At 62.7% G+C, this 18,276-nt stretch carries 17 protein-coding genes and 1 pseudogene; 10 read left to right on the forward strand and 8 right to left on the reverse strand.

The window, feature by feature from the left end; genetic code table 11:
- Nucleotides 1-267 precede the first annotated feature (267 nt).
- The 7 genes and pseudogenes from AC56QP_RS00735 to AC56QP_RS00765 all read left to right on the forward strand — a co-directional run bounded on the left by AC56QP_RS00735 (nt 268) and on the right by AC56QP_RS00765 (nt 7,841).
- The gene (locus AC56QP_RS00735; RefSeq protein WP_489861292.1) at nt 268-1,500 is read left to right on the forward strand and encodes a septal ring lytic transglycosylase RlpA family protein; all 1,233 of its coding nucleotides are present in this window, start codon (nt 268-270) and stop codon (nt 1,498-1,500) included.
- A gap of 104 nt (nt 1,501-1,604) precedes the next feature.
- On the forward strand, nt 1,605-2,771 hold the full coding sequence (locus AC56QP_RS00740; protein WP_489861291.1) for a D-alanyl-D-alanine carboxypeptidase family protein: 1,167 nt from the start codon (nt 1,605-1,607) through the stop codon (nt 2,769-2,771).
- Nucleotides 2,772-2,856: 85 nt separating this feature from the next.
- Nucleotides 2,857-3,531, forward strand: a complete 675-nt coding sequence (gene tmk, locus AC56QP_RS00745) for a dTMP kinase (protein ID WP_489861290.1) — start codon at nt 2,857-2,859, stop codon at nt 3,529-3,531.
- The gene (locus AC56QP_RS00750; protein WP_489861289.1) at nt 3,528-4,583 is read left to right on the forward strand and encodes a DNA polymerase III subunit delta'; all 1,056 of its coding nucleotides are present in this window, start codon (nt 3,528-3,530) and stop codon (nt 4,581-4,583) included. Before tmk ends, AC56QP_RS00750 begins: the two co-directional genes overlap by 4 nt.
- Before the next feature lie 89 nt (nt 4,584-4,672).
- A complete protein-coding gene (gene metG, locus AC56QP_RS00755; protein WP_489861288.1) occupies nt 4,673-6,226 on the forward strand; it encodes a methionine--tRNA ligase in 1,554 nt (517 codons plus the stop codon).
- Nucleotides 6,226-7,020, forward strand: coding sequence for a TatD family hydrolase (locus AC56QP_RS00760; RefSeq protein WP_489861287.1), 795 nt, complete (start codon nt 6,226-6,228; stop codon nt 7,018-7,020). The genes metG and AC56QP_RS00760 overlap by 1 nt, the downstream gene beginning before the upstream one ends.
- A 3-nt stretch (nt 7,021-7,023) precedes the next feature.
- Nucleotides 7,024-7,841 (forward strand): annotated as a pseudogene (locus tag AC56QP_RS00765) (MBL fold metallo-hydrolase).
- An 814-nt stretch (nt 7,842-8,655) separates the two neighbouring features.
- On the opposite strand, the gene AC56QP_RS00770 reads toward AC56QP_RS00765, so the two are convergent.
- Nucleotides 8,656-8,916, reverse strand: a complete 261-nt coding sequence (locus AC56QP_RS00770; RefSeq protein ID WP_489861285.1) for a DUF1127 domain-containing protein — start codon at nt 8,914-8,916, stop codon at nt 8,656-8,658.
- Nucleotides 8,917-9,043: 127 nt separating this feature from the next.
- Between AC56QP_RS00770 and AC56QP_RS00775 the strand changes: the two genes are divergently transcribed.
- Nucleotides 9,044-10,561 carry a winged helix-turn-helix domain-containing tetratricopeptide repeat protein gene (locus AC56QP_RS00775; RefSeq protein ID WP_489861284.1) on the forward strand — a complete coding sequence of 506 codons (1,518 nt, stop codon included), beginning with the start codon at nt 9,044-9,046 and terminating at the stop codon, nt 10,559-10,561.
- A 71-nt stretch (nt 10,562-10,632) separates the two neighbouring features.
- Here AC56QP_RS00775 and AC56QP_RS00780 read toward each other — a convergent pair whose 3' ends face one another.
- The 5 genes from AC56QP_RS00780 to AC56QP_RS00800 all read right to left on the reverse strand — a co-directional run bounded on the left by AC56QP_RS00780 (nt 10,633) and on the right by AC56QP_RS00800 (nt 14,216).
- The gene (locus tag AC56QP_RS00780) at nt 10,633-11,025 is read right to left on the reverse strand and encodes a GFA family protein (protein ID WP_489861283.1); all 393 of its coding nucleotides are present in this window, start codon (nt 11,023-11,025) and stop codon (nt 10,633-10,635) included.
- A 98-nt stretch (nt 11,026-11,123) separates the two neighbouring features.
- Nucleotides 11,124-12,005, reverse strand: coding sequence for an aldose 1-epimerase family protein (locus AC56QP_RS00785; RefSeq protein WP_489863431.1), 882 nt, complete (start codon nt 12,003-12,005; stop codon nt 11,124-11,126).
- Between the two features lie 173 nt (nt 12,006-12,178).
- Nucleotides 12,179-12,889: a Bax inhibitor-1/YccA family protein gene (locus AC56QP_RS00790; RefSeq protein WP_489861282.1), complete on the reverse strand. Its 711-nt coding sequence runs from the start codon at nt 12,887-12,889 to the stop codon at nt 12,179-12,181.
- A 23-nt stretch (nt 12,890-12,912) separates the two neighbouring features.
- Nucleotides 12,913-13,686 carry an anti-sigma factor family protein gene (locus AC56QP_RS00795; RefSeq protein WP_489861281.1) on the reverse strand — a complete coding sequence of 258 codons (774 nt, stop codon included), beginning with the start codon at nt 13,684-13,686 and terminating at the stop codon, nt 12,913-12,915.
- Entirely contained in the window at nt 13,683-14,216 is a 534-nt protein-coding gene (locus tag AC56QP_RS00800; RefSeq protein WP_489863430.1) for a sigma-70 family RNA polymerase sigma factor, read from the reverse strand. The genes AC56QP_RS00795 and AC56QP_RS00800 overlap by 4 nt, the downstream gene beginning before the upstream one ends.
- Nucleotides 14,217-14,460: 244 nt before the next feature.
- Here AC56QP_RS00800 and AC56QP_RS00805 point away from each other — a divergent pair, with 244 nt between their 5' ends.
- Together AC56QP_RS00805 and mazG are read left to right on the forward strand one after the other, a co-directional pair.
- Entirely contained in the window at nt 14,461-15,645 is a 1,185-nt protein-coding gene (locus AC56QP_RS00805) for an amino acid aminotransferase (protein ID WP_497100854.1), read from the forward strand.
- A gap of 87 nt (nt 15,646-15,732) precedes the next feature.
- Nucleotides 15,733-16,557 (forward strand): nucleoside triphosphate pyrophosphohydrolase, encoded by an 825-nt coding sequence (mazG, locus tag AC56QP_RS00810; RefSeq protein WP_489861280.1) that lies wholly within the window; start codon nt 15,733-15,735, stop codon nt 16,555-16,557.
- Between the two features lie 20 nt (nt 16,558-16,577).
- On the opposite strand, the gene hflX is transcribed toward mazG, so the two are convergent.
- Together hflX and hfq are read right to left on the reverse strand one after the other, a co-directional pair.
- Nucleotides 16,578-17,969, reverse strand: a complete 1,392-nt coding sequence (hflX, locus tag AC56QP_RS00815; RefSeq protein WP_497100853.1) for a GTPase HflX — start codon at nt 17,967-17,969, stop codon at nt 16,578-16,580.
- Nucleotides 17,970-18,215: an RNA chaperone Hfq gene (hfq, locus tag AC56QP_RS00820; protein WP_006202172.1), complete on the reverse strand. Its 246-nt coding sequence runs from the start codon at nt 18,213-18,215 to the stop codon at nt 17,970-17,972.
- Nucleotides 18,216-18,276: the final 61 nt, after the last annotated feature.

Genomic DNA, 18,276 nt, shown 5'->3' on the forward strand with positions numbered 1-18,276 from the left:
AAGATGGACCGGAGGCCCATAGCATGCGGAATGACATGACCTTCGCCTAGCGAACGGAAAGCCGTGGCTCCTCATGGTCCTCGACGCAATGGAGGCGCCACAATCTTGCCCGGTTCCGGCCACAATCGATTAATACGGTGATAAACAATTCCTGCGCACAAAGGATGGGGGTTCAAGGCGTCGTTGGTATTTTTCGAGTGAGTGCTTTGGCTCCTCGGATAGTCAAGCAGCGGCGTCTCAGTCGAGACTGTAGGGGACATCAGGAAAATGCAGGCTATGACGCACCCGCGTCTTCGTCGCGCTGCTACAGTCGCGTTGTTTGCCGTGTCGGCTGCCTTGCTGGCGGCTTGCGCGTCTCAGCCTGAACCGAAAGCGATGGTCTACAAGAAGACCCGCTCCAAGGAATACTTCTCCGAATCCGAATATGGCGTGAAGGCAAGCCCGCGTGTCACCTTCAAGATGGCTGGCCTGCAACGTGGCGGCGGCCGTGACCAGCTCGGCAAGCCCTATCAGGTCCGTGGCAAGTGGTACTATCCTAAGGAGGACAAGCACTACGCCAAGGTTGGCCTGGCCTCCTGGTATGGCGATGCCTTCCACGGCCGGCTTACGGCCAATGGCGAAGTCTACGACATGACGCACCTGACGGCGGCGCACCCGACCATGCCGCTGCCAAGCTATGCCCGCGTCACCAATCTCAAGACCGGCAGTTCGGTCATCGTGCGCGTCAACGATCGCGGCCCTTATCACGAGGGTCGCATCATCGATGTGTCGGAGCGCGCCGCCCAGATGCTTGACTATGCCAACATCGGCACCGCCGAGGTGAAGGTCGAGTATGTCGGCCGTGCGCCGCTCGACGGCAATGACGATCAGTATCTGATGGCTTCCTATCACCCCGGCAACAGGGCGCCGGATCCGTCGGATGGATTGCCGACAGGCGTCATGGTTGCCATGAATGGCCCGTCGCCGAGCCTCCCCGTCGGTGCCGCCGCCGTACCGTTTCCCGGTCAGTTGACCGATTCAGGGGCGGTTGAGCCGGTCCTGTCGGCGCAGTCGCCAGCCTTTGGCGATCTGGCGCTGCCCGATTTTGGTCCGATCGTGCCGGAGCGCCCGGAGATCAATCTGCCGCCGCAATCGCCGTTTGCCGTGGCCTCGCTGTCCTATGCGGATGAACGCGTTCAGCGCGCCGATGTCTTTGCGGCGCTCGACGACAACGGCATGTCGCCCGCCGATATCCTGCAGTCGTGGAAGAAATCAAATTCGCGGCCATCATCGTCCGCTTCCGACTATGTCGCCGCCGGCTCCTTCGATGACGCAGCAGAAGCAAGCCGCCTGGCCGCGGCGCTTGAACCCTTTGGCAAGACCGAAATCCAGCGTTCCGATCTCGATGGCAAGGATTGGTTCTCGGTGAACCTCTATCCGGACGGCCACGGCAGCGTGGATGATTTGTTGCAGGCGGCATGGGCGCATGGCGCGCCGGATGCACTGGCTGTGCGTAACTGAGCGGAAGCCGGCCTGGATTTTCCGCTACGCGGTTGATCCGTTGTAGAAAAAGCCTGATACTTTTTCCGGGCTTGCCGGAGTTTCCGGCCAACGGGTCGAACATCATGTCATTTCGCTTGCTCCAGCCTTTCGCCGGGCTTCTGGCTTTTTGCCTGCTAGTGCTTTCCCTGGCTCCAGCCCGCGCGCAGCTTTTCGAGACCAAGGCTACGCAGGTCTTCATGATCGACGCCGAGACCGGCACGGTGCTGTTTTCCAAAGATGCCGACAAGCCGATCCCGCCGGCCTCTATGGCCAAGCTGATGACCATGGAAGTGGTTTTCAACGCCATCAAGTCCGGACGCCTGAAGTTCGACGACACCTTCGTGGTGAGCGAGAACGCCTGGCGCAAAGGCGGTGCGCCTTCAGGAACATCGACGATGTTTGCCAAGCTCAAGTCGTCGATCCGGCTCGAGGACCTCATTCAAGGGGTTACCGTGCAGGCGGCCAATGACGGCTGCATCGTCATCGCCGAAGGCATGGCCGGATCCGAGGACAATTTCGCGGCGCAAATGACCGAACGCGCCCGCCAGATCGGCCTCAAGACATCGACTTTCGTCAATTCGACCGGCCTGCCGGCCGACGGCCAGCAGACGACCGTGCGCGAGCTGGCGCAGTTGGCCCTGCATCTGTGGCGCGATTATCCGGATTTCTATCGCTACTATGGCCAGAAGGATTTTACCTGGAACAAGATCTCGCAGCGGAACCGCAATCCGCTTCTGACGATGGACATCGGCGCCGATGGGCTCGCTGTGGGCGCCAGTGAGTCGTCAGGTTTCGGCATCGTAGGTTCGGTCAGCCACAACGGCACGCGGGTGATCGCGGCAATGAGCGGGCTGGCCAGCGACAAGGAGCGCGCCGAGGAGGCGCGAAAGCTGCTCGACTGGGGTGCTCGCTCTTTCGAGAAGACCGAAATCTTCGCCAAGGACGAGGTGGTCGGCGAAGCCCAGGTTTTTGGCGGCGCGAAATCCGGGGTGATGCTGAAGGCAAAAGGGCCGATCGAGATCTTCCTGCCGATCACCAATCGCGACAAGCTGACTGCCAGGATCGTCTACACCGGCCCGGTTGCCGCGCCAGTGGAGGAGGGGCAGCCAGTGGGCGCGCTACGCGTCTGGATTGGCGACACGCTCAGCCAGGAGACGCCGCTTTTCGCCGCCGAGTCGATCGGCGTCGGCACGCTGCCGCAGCGGGCTCTCGATGCCGTCAAGGAACTGGCGATCGGCTGGCTGCGATAGTACCGACGGCATGGACGTTTTCCCGGACGCGGACTATCTAGAGCGCTACAATCAACCCATTCATGCATGGACAAAGGCCTTTCGATTGGCGCGAGGATTTTTCATCACCTTCGAAGGCGGCGAAGGAGCAGGCAAGTCGACGCAGATCGAGCGGCTGGCGAGCAAGATGCGCGCCAAGAAATACGATGTCCTCCTCACCCGCGAGCCTGGCGGGTCTCCAGGCGCCGAAGCGGTCAGGCACGTGCTGCTTTCGGGCGCCGCCGAACCGTTCGGGCCAAAGATGGAAGCGCTGCTTTTCGCCGCCGCGCGCTCCGACCATGTCGAGCAGGTTATCCGGCCGGCGGTCGAGCGTGGCTCTATCGTGCTTTGTGATCGCTTCCTGGATTCTTCACGTGTCTATCAGGGCGTCACCGGAGGCATCGATCAGGCGTTCATGGACAGGCTGGAGCAGGTCGCCATCAATGGCATGATGCCAGACATGACGCTGATCTTCGACATAGACCCGGCCGAGGGCCTCAGGCGCGCCACGGCGCGTCGCGGCGCCGAAGCGGCAGCCGACCGCTTCGAAAAGGAGACGCTGGCCATCCATCAGGCCCGCCGGGCGGCATTTCTGGCAATTGCAGCGGCCGAGCCGGAACGCTGTATCGTCATCGACGCCGCCGCCGATCCCGATACGGTGGAAAATGTCGTCACCGCCGCTGTGTTCGCGGCGCTCGAGGCAAGAGCGCCAGCGCGCGACAGGCAGGTAACTCCGGCATGATCTTCGAACGCATCGCACCGGAGCAGCACGACACGCTGGACGGCGTGCCCGAACCATCCGAAACGCCACGTCTGGTAGGACACGCACAGGCGGCGAACATGCTGACCGCCGCCTATCGTTCCGGCAAGCTGCCGCATGCGCTGATCTTCGCCGGACCGGTCGGCATCGGCAAGGCGACGCTCGCTTTCCATCTCGCGCATCATCTGTTGAAGCACCCGGCCTTCAAGCAAGCGCCGGAAAGCCTTGCCGTTCCAGATCCGGCCTCGTCACTGTTTCGCCAGATCGCCACCGGGGCGCACCCTTCCGTACTGCATCTGACCCGCCCGGCGAACGACAAGACCAAGAGCTTCAAGACCGTCGTCACCGTCGACGAGATCCGCAAGGTCAGCCGCTTCCTGTCGCTGACTTCGCATGACGGCAGCTACCGGGTCGTCATCGTCGATCCGGCCGACGACATGAACGCCAATGCCGCCAATGCCTTGCTGAAGAATCTCGAGGAGCCGCCGGCAAGAACCCTGTTCATTCTCATCGTCCATGCCCCAGGCAGCCTGCTGCCGACAATCCGGTCGCGCTGCCAGGTGGTGCGGTTGACGCCGCTCGGTGCCGACGACCTGATGGCGGTGCTGGAAACGGCCGAACCGCCGCCACCGGTGGACCCGGCCGCGCGGGCGGCACTGGCCGAGCGGGCAGGGGGCAGCGCGCGCAGCGCGATCCTGTTGACGCAATATGGCGGGCTGGAAATCGCCGAGACGCTCGACGCCCTGGTGGCGGCAAGAAAGGGCGATGTCGGCGGAGCGTTTCGTCTTGCCGAGGCTGTCGCTGGCCGCGACCAGGCGATCCAGTTCGACATCTTCAACCGCCGGGCGCTGGAGCTGTTGTCGAACGCCGCGAGCCAGGCAGCATTGGCAGGCGATCTCGCCCGGGCCAAAACACTGTCTGACACTTGGCATGAAGCGCTGGACGCTATATCTGAGACCGACACCTACAATCTCGACAAGAAGCAGCACGCCCTGACCATGATCGACCGCTTGATTTCTGCAATGCGAATGTGACGGGGTTTCCGGCCTCGGGATGGCAATCGCCGCCCCGATGCGATATCCACCGCCACGCCTTCCATTCAGACATTCATGACGGTTCATTCATGTCACGCGACACATTCTACATCACGACCGCGATTTCCTATCCGAACGGCAAGCCACATATCGGCCATGCCTACGAGTTGATCGCCACCGACGCGCTCGCGCGCTTCCAGCGGCTTGACGGCAAGCAGGTTTTCTTCCTTACCGGCACCGACGAGCACGGCATCAAGATGCTGCAGACAGCGAAGCGGGAAGGCATTTCGGCGCGCGAACTGGCCGACCGCAACTCGGCCGATTTCCAGCGTATGGCGATTGCGCTCAACGCCTCAAACGACGATTTCATCCGCACCACAGAAGAACGTCACTATGCGGCCTCGCAGGCGATCTGGAAGGCGATGGCCGCCAATGGCGACATCTACAAGGGCGGCTATGCCGGCTGGTACTCGGTGCGCGACGAAGCCTATTACGGCGAGGAGGAGACAGAGGTCCGCCCCGACAATGTCCGTTACGGGCCGCAGGGAACGCCGGTCGAATGGGTCGAGGAAGAGAGCTATTTCTTCCGCCTCTCGGCCTATCAGGACAAGCTCATCTCGCTTTATGAAAGCCAGCCCGACTTCATTGGCCCGACCGAGCGGCGCAACGAGGTGATGAGCTTCGTCAAGTCGGGCCTCAAGGACCTGTCGATATCGCGCACCACCTTCGACTGGGGCGTGCCAGTGCCGGGCGACGACAAGCATGTGATGTATGTCTGGGTGGACGCCTTGACCAATTACATCACCGGTGTCGGCTATCCCGATGAAAATGCTGGAAATTGGCGTTTCTGGCCAGCCGATGCACACATCATCGGCAAGGACATCGTCCGCTTTCATGCCGTCTACTGGCCAGCCTTCCTGATGTCGGCCGGTATCGAACTGCCGAAGCGAGTCTTCGGCCACGGCTTCCTGTTCAACCGCGGCGAGAAGATGTCGAAGTCGGTCGGCAACGTCATCGACCCGTTCACCATGATCGAGCATTACGGTCTCGACCAGGTGCGCTATTTCTTCCTGCGCGAGGTGCCGTTCGGCCAGGACGGCAGCTATAGCCATGAAGCGATTGTCAACCGCACCAATGCCGACCTCGCCAACGGCCTCGGCAATCTGGCGCAGCGCTCGCTATCGATGATCGCCAAGAACTGCGGTGGCGTGGTTCCCAAGCGCGGCGACCTGACGGACGCCGACAAGGCGATCCTCGATCAGGCAGTCAGTGCTCTTGCCATCGCGCGCAAGGCGATGGTCGAGCAGGGCATCCATCTGGCGCTGGCAGCGATCTTCGGCGTGGTGGCCGAAGCCGATCGCTATTTCGCCGGACAGGAACCGTGGGCGCTGAAGAAGACCAACCCGGCGCGCATGGAAACGGTGCTGTGGACGACCGCCGAAGTCGTGCGGCGCGTGGCGGTGCTGTGCCAGCCCTTCATTCCAGGGGCGGCCACCAAGCTGCTCGACCTGCTGGCGGTGCCGGCGGACAGGCGCGATTTCGTGCATGTCCATGCGGACCATGCGCTAGTGCCTGGCACGGCGTTGCCCGTGCCGGAAGGCGTGTTTCCGCGTTACGTCGAACAGCCGGACGCGAACAGCTGATGCTCGTCGACAGCCATTGCCATCTGGATTTTCCAGATTTCGCCGAGGAGCGGGCGGCCATTGTCGCCCGCGCCAAAGCGGCCGGAATTGGCCGCATGGTGACGATCTCGACCCGCGTGAAGCGATTTCAGCAAATCCTTGAAATCGCGGAGACTTTCGACGAAGTCTATTGCTCGGTCGGCACCCATCCGCACAATGCGGCAGAAGAGCTGGACGTGACGTCGGCCGAGCTGATCCGCCTTTCTGCCCACCCGAAGGTGGTGGCGATCGGGGAGGCGGGGCTGGACTACTTCTACGACAAGGCGCCGCGCGATGCGCAAGCGCGGGTGTTTCGCAATCACATCGCCGCGGCTCGTGAAACAGCGCTGCCGTTGGTCATTCATTCGCGCGATGCCGATGACGATATGGCTGCCATTCTCGAGGACGAAACAGGGAAGGGGGCCTTCCCCTTCATCCTGCACTGTTTTTCCTCCGGACGGCGGCTGGCCGAAATTGGCGTCGCGCTCGGCGGCTACGTATCCTTGTCGGGCATCCTGACCTTCAAGAACTCGGCCGAATTGCGCGCCATTGCCGCCGATGTGCCGCATGAGCGCCTGCTGGTCGAAACCGACGCGCCTTACCTGGCGCCCATACCGTTTCGCGGCAAGCGCAACGAGCCGGCCTATGTCGCGCACACGGCCAAGGTGCTGGCGGAAACAATCGGCGTTGGCGAGGCCGAAATCGCTGATCTGACGACGAACAATTTTTTCCGTCTGTTCGGCAAGATGCCGCGACCTGCCGAGCAAAGCGCCTGAACGATGACCGACCGGCTGCGCGTTACCATTCTCGGCTGCGGCTCGTCGCCAGGTGCGCCGCGCATCACTGGCGACTGGGGCAATTGCGACCCGGACAATCCGAGGAACCGGCGCATGCGCACCGCTGTTCTGGTCGAACGGATCGCGGCGAACGGCGCTCGCACCACCGTTGTCATCGACACCGGCCCTGATTTCCGCCAGCAGATGCTGCTGGCATCGGTCAAGCGTCTCGATGCGGTCGTCTATACACATCCGCATGCCGATCATATCCACGGCATCGACGATCTGCGCGGTTTCGTCCTCGAGCAGCGCCAGCTGATCGACATCCATGCCGACAGTGTAACAATGCTACGGCTGCGGCAAGCGTTCGGATACTGCTTCGAGACGCCGCAAGGCAGCTCCTATCCGCCGATCGTCAGGGCACATATCATCGACCATGACAGACCGGTGGTCATCGAAGGAGAGGGGGTGCCCTCACCCTTGAGCCATTGCCGCAGGTCCATGGCGACATCATCTCGCTCGGTTTTCGCATCGGCGGCATCGCCTATTGCCCTGACATCAGCGACTTTCCGGACGCCACCGCCGAGCGGCTGCGCGACCTCGACGCGCTGATCATCGACGCGTTGCAATACCGGACGCACCCGAGTCACCTGTCGCTTGGCCAGGCACTTGGCTGGATCGAGCGGCTGGCACCAAAACACGCCGTGCTGACGCATATGCATGTGCCGCTCGACTACGCCACGGTGATGGCCGAGACACCCGCGAACGTCGAGCCGGCCTATGACGGAATGGTGATTGAAACTCCTTTCAAATCAGCGTGATAGGAACGGCTCTTCATTACGTCTGGCATTGATCGCGTTACGCGGATTGTACGGTTGCGCAGCTCGTCAAGTCACTGATTTTCCAGAGAGAAACCAGCAACTTTTCCTGTTCCTGGTCTCCGGCGCAAATCCAGTCGATCTGGTCAAGGCTGTTGCTTTCCACCGGAGACCGCTGAAGCGAGCCGAGCCTCGTCACCGGCATTCGCTGACGAAGTCCTCCCAGGCCTTGAGCGTGTCCGGACCACTGCCGTTGCACATTGCGCGGTGCTTGCAGCCGAACCACGTGCAATGATCGATGATCAATGCGGCGCACGACGTGACGGCGGATTGTCGACGCAGGTTGCTTCAACGGCCAGTTTGCCGGGCGTCAAGCCGATGAAAAACATCAGCATTTTCCAGTCTCGGCTTAATGCGATAGTTCCATAATCTATCTTATGCGACTTTTGGATGGCAGCTGAAGGAGCCGGCCGGCTCGCGTCATTCAAATGCGCGGCGGCAGATCGAGTAACAGTCGTGACAGCGCGGCACGCCGTGCTGGACCTGGGGCGCGACAATTGCGCGGACTTAGATCCGACGCTCGCGTGCGAGACGCTGACGAGCACCGCCAACCAGCCGTTGGCAAGGAGATGCTGAGGAAATGCATGACAGCCGGCATTTGGACATCTCGGCGAGAGCAGTAAGCCGCGACTGAAATATCAAACCGCGCGGATTGTCCAGAGATCGTGCGCGAGGCAACCTCCCTACCCTATGTGGACTTTCGACAAGCTCCGCGCGGTCCGCCGGTCGCCTTGGGTGGCAAGCGGGTGTTCAAGGTTTATCGTTCCCAGAAGGGCTTGGCGATCTCTGCCTCGACCTGCCGTCTCGTCAGACCGATATCGTCGATCAAATGGGGATTGTGCTTCGACATTTGCTCGAGTTCCCAGCGAAAGCGTATCCGCTCGCGCCAGGTTCGCTCGCGCCAGGTCGCGATAATGCTACGCAGGGTCGCCAGGTGCCGGATCGGCACCTCCGCCGGCCTAACTGGCATTCCCGGCCGCGCTGCCTGATGTGGGGCCGACGCAAGGGTATCGTTCATGGCAACCTCCGTATGGTTTGAGGGCCTGGACGCCCTCGACCTGAAAGAGGTTGAATTCTGCAGGATGCGAACAGCGCCGTAATTAAGCCTTCCCAAATAGTTCTCAAAACTTCCAAACGGGCTATAGATGCGCCCTATGCAGGGAGAGCGCTTTGCCTTTGGTCCGTTCGTGCTTGATTCCGGTGCGGGAACGCTGCTTCGGAACGACGTCCCCGTTGCCGTTGGCTATCGTGGGCTAAAGCTGCTTACGGCGCTCGTCGGACGACCCGGTGAGATCCTGGCCAAGGCCGACTTGATGGACGCGGCGTGGCCGGGCACGGCCGTGGAGGAAGGCAACCTCACCGTCCAGATCGCGCAGCTGCGCAAGCTGCTTGGCCCGGCCGCCGACGGCGGTGAATGGATCGCCACGGTTCCGCGCGTCGGCTACCGCTTCACGGGGGTCATCGAACAACTCGGGGGCGCGAAGCGAAAGCCCTTGCCGCTGCCTGGTAAACCATCGATAGCTGTGCTGCCCTTCGTCAATTTCAGCAACGATCCCGAGCAGGACTCCTTCGCCGATGGATTGACCGAAGACCTGATCACCGACCTGTCGAGGATCTCCGGCTTGTTCGTCATCGCGCGCAACTCGACGTTTGCCTACAAAGGCAAGGCGATGGACGTGCGTGCGATCGCTGAGGAGCTTGGCGTGCGCTATCTGCTGGAGGGTAGCGCAAGACGCGCCGCGGAGCGCGTGCGCATCAACGCCCAGCTGGTCGATGCGGTGAGCGGCGAACATCTATGGGCGGAACGCTTTGATCGCAGCCTGGAAGATATCTTTGCCGTTCAGGACGAAGTAACGGCCAAGATCGTGGAGGCGTTGCTCGGACGGCTGCGCGCGCCGCCGCCACGCAACCGGCCCAAGAATCTCGAGGCTTACGATCTCTGCGTGCGGGCGCGCAAGCTGATCGACGATTCGCCGCAGACGGCGCGGGAAGCGCATCTGATGCTGACGCGCGCGGTTTCACTCGATCCGGAATACGCCGAGGCCTATCGCTGGCTTGCCATGAACCACTGGATGGGATGGGTGCATTGGGGCGAACCCATTGCGCCAAATCGTGGCCTTGCCTTGGAACTGGCGCGGAAAGCCGTGGCGATCGACCCCAACGACGCCGGCTGCCACTGGGTGCTGGCCAACCTGCTTGCCTATGAACGCAGCTTCGCAGAGGCGGATGCGGAATTCGCCAAGGCGTTCGAGCTCGACCCGAACGAGGCCGACGCCTGGGCGACATTGTCCGACATTGCGGTCCTGGCCGGGCGGGTCGAAGAAGGCCTCGAGCATATTCGCAAGGCGTTCCGGCTGAACCCGTTTCCGGCAAGCTGGTATTATCTGACGCTCGGCGCGGCGCAATATGCGGCGCGCGAATACGATGCCGCCGTCGAGACACTGCGCAGGGACGAGACCTATCGCACAAGCTCGCGCCGTTTCCTGGCGGCAAGCCTTGCGCAGCTCGGCCGGCTCGAAGAAGCGCGCGCGGAGGTCGAAATGTTCCTCGTCAGCAACCCGCATTTCACGACCCGCCACTGGGTCGCGACGGAGCCGTTCCGCGACGCAGCGACGCTCGAACATTTCGTTGATGGCTTCCGCAAGGCCGGTCTTCCGGAGTGACGCGCCGATGTGATCGAAGGTTCGAGATCTCGATCGAGGCGCAAATCTGACCTTCGTACCGCTCGTCCCACCTACTCCTCAAAGCGACCCGTGGCGTCACGGTCGCGCTCATATCGCCTCGTGAGCGGAAACGGCGGCAGCCAGGACTCGCGCCGGACGATCCAGCTTTCGTAGGTTGGCATCAGTTGGTCAGGGGCATCCAGGGCTCCCAGGTGCACTTCGATTTCGTCCGCGCTGCGTGCGAAAACGGATGAGCCGCAGCGGGGGCAGAAAAACCGCCCGGCGTAGTCGCGTGTTTCGCCCTCGATCGTCACCGCGTCCTGAGGAAACACCGCGGCGGCATAGAAAAGCGCTCCATGATGCTTGCGGCAGTCGAGACAGTGACAAATACCGACCCGGTATGGGAGTCCCGACGCGACAATCCGGACGTCGCCGCAAAGGCAACCGCCCGTGAATCGGTCCATGTTGCGTCTCCTCTAAAATCAAGCGGTCGGAATGGTTGCAAGGCCGGCGTACACGATGCTCTGCTCACTGGGTCACGGACCCCTCTCCGCCCCGGTTTTCAAACCGATCCGATCAGCCGGATCTGATAGTTCAGCACGCGCTTCGTTGCTGGCGCGATCATCATCAGGCCAGGTTTGTCGATGAAATCGCCATCGAAGTCCACCGGGCTTGCAATGCCATGCCAGGGTTCGATGCACAGGAACGGCGCGCCGCCGGGCTTTGACCAGATGCCCAGTACAGGAAATCCCTGCCACGACATCTCGATCGCCGGACCACGCTTGGCGGCGTAACGCACTCGGGTGCTGGCGGGTTGATCGAGAATGACGGCATCATCGTCGAACAGGCGTTCGGAGAGGTCAAGGGTCATGCCTTTGACAGGTGTTGGCTGCGGAGTTGCCATGAGCAGACCGTCCTTCAGCCGGCGGATCGGCGCCCGCTCATCGTCGGCAAAAGTCAGCCGGTAGTCGGTCTTGGCCAGATCCGGCAGCAACGGCCAATTGAACGCCGGATGCGCTCCGATTGACGCCGGCAGCGGCTCGTCGCCGGTGTTGGTGATGTCAAAGGTTACGCCAAGCTGCTGGCGATCCAGCGTGTAGGTCACCTCCAGGCGAAAGGCGAAGGGGTAGTGCGCGCGGGTATCGGCGTCGTCGGTGAGAACCAGCGTGCAGGATCGCGGCCCCCTCTCCGCCCAGGTAAACGGCTTGTCGCGCGCGAAGCCGTGCTGCGTCATCGGGTAGGTCCGGCCTCGATGGCGCAGTTGGTCTCCCTTCAACCGGCCGACGATCGGAAACAGCACCGGCGAATGGCGGCGCCAGGCCGGCCCGGCCTGCCACAGGAACTCAAATCCTTGCTCGTCTTGCAGCGAAACCAGTTCGGCGCCCTGCGCGACTATGGTCGCCGAGATGCCGTCGCCATGAAGCGTTTGGCTGTCCTGTGCCACATGTCCTCGCGGGCCGGTGTTGAAGGCTGGTGCGGTGGGCAGACTAGCAAAAGCTCTTGGGGACTCAAGGTGTGGCCGGGTCTCGCCAGAACGAATTGTGGCCGGAGGATATCCCCGGCCACCTCTTTGCATCTCGGGCGATATTCCTCGCCCTCACCCGCAACGGACAGTCGTTACTCGCGTTCGCCGGTGAAATTCAGCAGCAGCTGGAAGATGTTGATGAAGTTCAGATAGAGCGAGAAGGCGCCGAAGACGGCGAGCTTCTGGCGCGATTCCGCGTCGAAATTCTCGGCATACTGCTCCTTGATCGTCTGCGTATCCCACGCGGTCAGGCCGACGAACACGGCGATGCCGATCACTGAGATGGCGAACTGCAGCGCGGTCGAGCCAAGGAAGATGTTGACGATGCTGGCGATCACCACGCCGATCAAACCCATGATCAGGAACGACGAGAACTGGGTCAGGTCACGCCTGGTGGTGTAGCCGTAGAGGCTGGTGGCGCCGAACATGGTGGCGGCGATGAAGAAGGTGCGCGCGATGCTGGTTCCGGTGAAGACCAGGAACACGGAGGCCAGTGACAGGCCCATGACCGCGCAGAAGGCCCAGAACATCGCCTGGGCGCTGGCCGCCGACATGGTCTGCATCTTGAACGAGAACAGCATGACGAAAGCGAGCGGCGCCAGCATCACCACCCACTTCAGCGGGCTGGAGAAGATCGGCACGTAAAGCGCGGGCGTCGACGACACCATGAAGGCGACCAGGCCGGTGACCACCAGGCCAAGGCCCATGTAGTTGTAAACGCGCAGCATGTGCTGGCGCAGGCCCTCGTCATAAATGGCTCCGGTTTGGGCGCCGGCGCGGTATCCCAGATTGGGGGTGTTCATTTGAATTCTCCTTTGTGGATCGGTCAGTAAAGCGTTCTGGCAAGCGTCTCGGCGGCACGATCGAGATCGTGGACCTCGCTTCGCGCGACCACCGCGTAGGCGACCTCGCCGATCTGGAAATAGGCCGAGGAAATGTCGCCAGAGGGCGCGACCGTCGGCTTGACGACATCGAAGTTTCCCGGCCGGATGGCGAATAGCGACACTAGGCCCATCTCCTTCGTCTCGACCGCCATCTCGACGCTCGGCCCAAAGCGCGACGGATAGATCTGCACGTCACGCACCTTCCAGTCCTTGGGCAGCGACGGCATGACGATGGCGGTCGCGGCACGGATCTCGCCGGCGTTGTAGTTGGGCGCTTCCGGCTGCGACGGCATGCTCTCGCGTACCAGCGTCGTTCTGTGCGCGCGAACAGCCTCTTCCAAATAGGCGGGCGGCTGCGGCGAGGCGACGACCTTCGTCACCGACATTGGCCCGATGATCCCGTTCGCCAGCCAGCCGGCGGCAATGAAGGCGGCAACGGCAGCGGCGCGCTGCAACACGCCGAAGATCCGGCCCCGGGCGAGCCCCCTCTCCAGCCGCCGCGCGGCATCCGCGGTCGCCGGCCTCGCCATGCCCCTGGAGCCGGCAAGCGCCACGCGCAGCTCGTCGCGGGTCCTCAGATCCGACATCACGCGCGCGGCAGCCTCTGGACGGGCGGACAGAAACGCCTCGACCTCGATGCGGCGGCTGACGTCGAGCTGGTCGTCGACATAGGCATCGAGGTCGGCATCGGTCACGGGATCGACAGTTGCGATCATGACGGGTCTCCAACGATCCTGAGGTGGTTTTTGGCCTTTGAGGGCGCCGCGTCCTCCATCGCGCGCAGTGCGGCGCGCGCCCTGCCGATGCGCGACATCAGCGTGCCCAACGGCACGCCGCTGGCATCGGCGGCCTGGCTGTAGGAAAGGCCTTCGATGGCGACGAGATGCAGTGCTGAACGCTGCTCTTCCGGCAGGCTGAAAAAGGCCTCGCGCACCTGCGCCAGGCGCACCGAATGTTCCTGTGGTGCCGGCGTGCTGCCATCGGCAAGGTATCCGGCCTGATCGAGGCGCGCTGCTTCCGAGCGACGCGAGCGCATGCGGTCGATGAAGGCGTTGTGGACGATCGACAGCAGCCACGCGCGCAAGTTTCCGCCGGACCGGAAAGTGCCGCGCCGCTCATAGGCGCGCACCAGCGCGTCATGCACGAGATCCTCGGCGTCCGTGCTGTCGCGCGTCAAGGAGCGTGCGTAACGGCGCAGCGACCCAAGTTGTCCAACAATATCGAAGCGTGGCATCGACCGTTTCATGCCCTGTTTACGGAGCATGTGGGGGTTTTAATCCCTGCCGTGCGATTTTTTTCGCTCGCTGGACGATATCCATCGTTCGCAACTGCCCTCGCCTCGCCGGCAAAACGGGCGATCCTGCGATGCCGCCAGCGCCGATCTTTCGACAGCCGGCCGGAGTGCTGCTTTTTGGCTTGGTGTGACCGAAACCGCTGGTGAAGCGCGTTCGATTTGCGTATCACTCCGCCGCGCCAACGGAACCGTCCCCATGTTCGAAGATCTCCAGCCAGCTCCCGCCGACAAGATTCTTGCCTTGATCGGCCTCTATCGCGCCGACCCGCGCCCCGACAAGGTCGACCTTGGCGTCGGCGTCTACAAGGATCGCGACGGCAAAACGCCTGTCATGCGCGCCGTGCGCGAGGCCGAAAAGCGACTCCTGCAGAGCCAGGACACCAAAACCTATCTCGGCCTTGCCGGCGATACGGTCTTCAACACGGCCATGGCCAAGCTTGCCTTCGGTCCGGGCGCCGACATGACGCGCATCCGTGCGGCACAGGCGCCGGGTGGCTCCGGCGCGCTGCGGCTGGTGGCGGAGTTGCTGAAGCGGACACGATCCGACGCGACAATCTGGCTGTCCGACCCGACCTGGCCGAACCACATGCCGGTGATGCGCGCCGCCGGTCTGCAGATCCGCGACTATCCCTATTTCGATGCCGTCTCGGGCTCCGTCCGGTTCGACGACATGCTGGCAGCGCTGCGGACGGCAAAGAGCGGCGACGTGGTGTTGCTGCATGGCTGCTGCCACAACCCGACGGGCGCCAATCTGGACGCGGCTCAGTGGGAGGCCGTTGCCGACCTGGTCGTCGAGCGCGGCCTGCTGCCGTTTGTCGACATCGCCTATCAGGGCTTTGGCGATGGCCTGGAGGCCGATGCCGTCGGCTTGCGCCTGCTGGCCGCGAAAGTTCCGGAAATGGTTGTCGCCTCCAGCTGCTCGAAGAACTTCGCCGTCTACCGAGACCGCGTCGGCGCCGCGATTATCCTGGCCAGGGACGGCGCACAGGCCGACGTGGCAATGAGCCAAATGCTGTCGGCGGCGCGCGCCATGTATTCGATGCCGCCGGACCATGGTGCAGCCGCCGTGCGCATCGTGATCGAGGACGCCGCGTTGCGCGCGGACTGGGAAGCCGAGTTGGAGGAGATGCGCCTGCGCATGCTCAGGCTGCGTGTCCAGTTCGCCGAGGCGCTGCGCCGGCAGTCCAACTCCGATCGCTTCGATTTCGTCGCCAGCCATCGCGGCATGTTCTCCCGCCTTGGCCTCACGGAAGCGCAGGTCGAGCGGCTGCGTGCCGAACACGGCGTCTACATGGTCGGCGACAGCCGCATCAACGTGGCCGGCCTGCCCGAGGATGGAATGGACAAGCTCGCCAAGGCAATCGTTTCGGTGCTCGACTGACGAGACCGGCACCGCGCAACTGTGGACAAGCCCCCTTCCCGGCTGACAGTGTTGGCCGCGAGATCGGCCGCGCGATAGCATCCGCACATGACGCCATCGAAAGACATTTCGCGCCTGATCGAGATCATGGCTGCGCTGCGGGCACCGAAGACCGGCTGTCCGTGGGACATCGAACAGGATTTCTCGACCATCGCGCCCTATACGATCGAGGAAGCCTACGAGGTGGCGGACGCCATCGCGCGCGGCGACCTCGACGATCTGCGCGACGAACTCGGCGATCTCCTGCTGCAGGTCGTCTACCACGCGCAAATGGCCGAGGAGGCCGGCGAGTTTGCCTTCGGCGACGTGGTTCAGGCCATCACCACCAAGATGATCCGCCGCCATCCGCATGTGTTCGGCGACGAGAAAGCCCGCAGCGCCGGCATGGCCAAGGGCATGTGGGAAAAGATCAAGGCCGAGGAGAAGGCGCAGAAGCGCAGCGCCCGCCTCGCTCGCGGCCTCGACCCGGAAGACAATGGCAAGGGGTTTCTGGACAGTGTGCCGGTCGCCCTGCCCGCCTTAACGCGCGCCTTGAAGCTTCAGGAGAAGGCGGCCCGTGTCGGTTTCGACTGGAGCGAGGCAACCCCCATCCTCGACAAGATCGAGGAAGAGATCGGCGAGTTGCGCGAGGCGCTGGCCAAAGGCGACACCGCCTCGATCAAGGATGAATTCGGCGACATGCTGTTTGCCGTCGTCAATCTCGGCCGGCACCTCAAGCTGGATTCGGAAGCGGCGCTAAGCGGCACCAACGAGAAGTTCCGCACACGCTTCCACTATGTCGAGCAGGCCCTGGAAAACTCCGGCAACACGCTGGAAAAGGCTGATCTGGCCGAGATGGAAGCGCTCTGGCAGGAAGCAAAAACCGCGAAGTAGCTTGCGCTAACCTGCCTGCATTAACTGTTGTTTTTGCGACGCAATCTGCTTTCGATCTCTTCGCGAGCGCTGGCTGTGGCCTTAAGCGAGATGGTCGTACCGCCGTCGTCATTGTCGGTGCGCGAAACGATATCGCCATTGCGGTAAAGCCAGTCGACAAGACCAAATTGGGACGGCTCGATCGTCACCGTCAGGTCTTCGAGCTCGCCCGCCATGCGCGTTTCGATGATCGCCTTCAGCGCATCGATACCCTCCCCCGTCACCGCGGACACGGCAATCGGCGGTGCCTTGCTGACGTCGGCGCCATCGGCAAGCAGCCGGCTGCGGTTGCCCTCGTCCAGCCGGTCGATCTTGTTCCAGACCTCGATCACGCGCTTGGCGTCGCCGGCGTCGACACCGAGGTCAGCCAGGATTCGTTCGACATCTTCTGCTTGTGCCGCGGTATCGGGATCGGAAATGTCGCGCAGGTGAAGGACGAGATCGGCCTCGACCACCTCTTCCAGGGTCGCGCGAAAGGCCGCGATCAGATGCGTCGGCAGGTCCGAGATGAAGCCGACCGTATCCGAAAGGATGATCGGCGTGCCATGCGGCAGGCGCACGCGGCGCAGCGTCGGATCGAGCGTGGCGAACAGCATGTCCTGCGCCAGCACGTCCGCACCGGTCAGCTTGTTAAAGAGCGTCGACTTGCCGGCGTTGGTATAGCCGACGATCGCCACCACCGGAAACAGCACCTTCTTGCGCTTGGCACGATGCAGGTCGCGGGTGCGGCGCACGGTTTCCAGCTCGTGCTTCAGCTTGATGATCTTTTCCTGCAACTGCCGCCGGTCGGATTCGATCTGCGTTTCGCCGGGACCGCCGAGGAAGCCGGCACCGCCGCGCTGACGCTCGAGGTGGGTCCAGCTGCGCACGAGGCGACCCTTCTGGTAGTTGAGATGGGCAAGTTCGACCTGCAGCGTGCCTTCCTTGGTGCGGGCGCGCTCGCCAAAGATCTCAAGGATCAACCCGGTGCGGTCCAGCACCTTGGCGTTCAGCTCTTTCTCGAGATTGCGCTGCTGCACCGGGGTCAGCGGATGGTCGACAATGACCACTTCCGCGTGGCCGTCTTTGACGATCTCGGCGAACTCCGCGACCTTGCCGCTGCCGAGCAAGGTCGCCGGGCGCGGATCATTGACGGTCACCACCGCGGTGTGGATCAGATCGAGATTGATGGCGCGGGCAAGGCCGACCGCTTCGTCGTGACGGGCCTCGGCCGAACGCACCAGCCTAGGACGGTTCGTCTCGTCGTCGTTGCGCTGGTGGCGGGTAAGTACGGGCACGATGACGACAGCCCGGGTCGGGCCCTTGGCTTCCGTCCCGGGATGATGCGCTGGTTTTCCGCGAACCGTATCGTCCGCGTCTTTCTCACGAGCCAATCAGGCGCCCTGGCTTTCCTCACCATCGAACATCTGAACCGGCTGGCTCGGCATGATCGTGGAAATGGCGTGCTTGTAGACGAGCTGGGAGTGACCGTCACGGCGCAGTAGGACACAGAAATTGTCGAACGAAGTGACCACGCCGGTCAGCTTCACGCCATTGATGAGAAAGATGGTGAGCGGGTTCTTGCTCTTGCGAACTGAATTCAGGAACAGGTCCTGAAGGTTTTGCGATCGTTCCGCCATTGTTCTTGTCTTTCGCCGATCCCCTTCGGTTTGCAAGCCAATGCGCCAAATTGTCAGGCAC

It is taken from the genome of Mesorhizobium sp. RCAM 05104, from assembly GCF_059683645.1.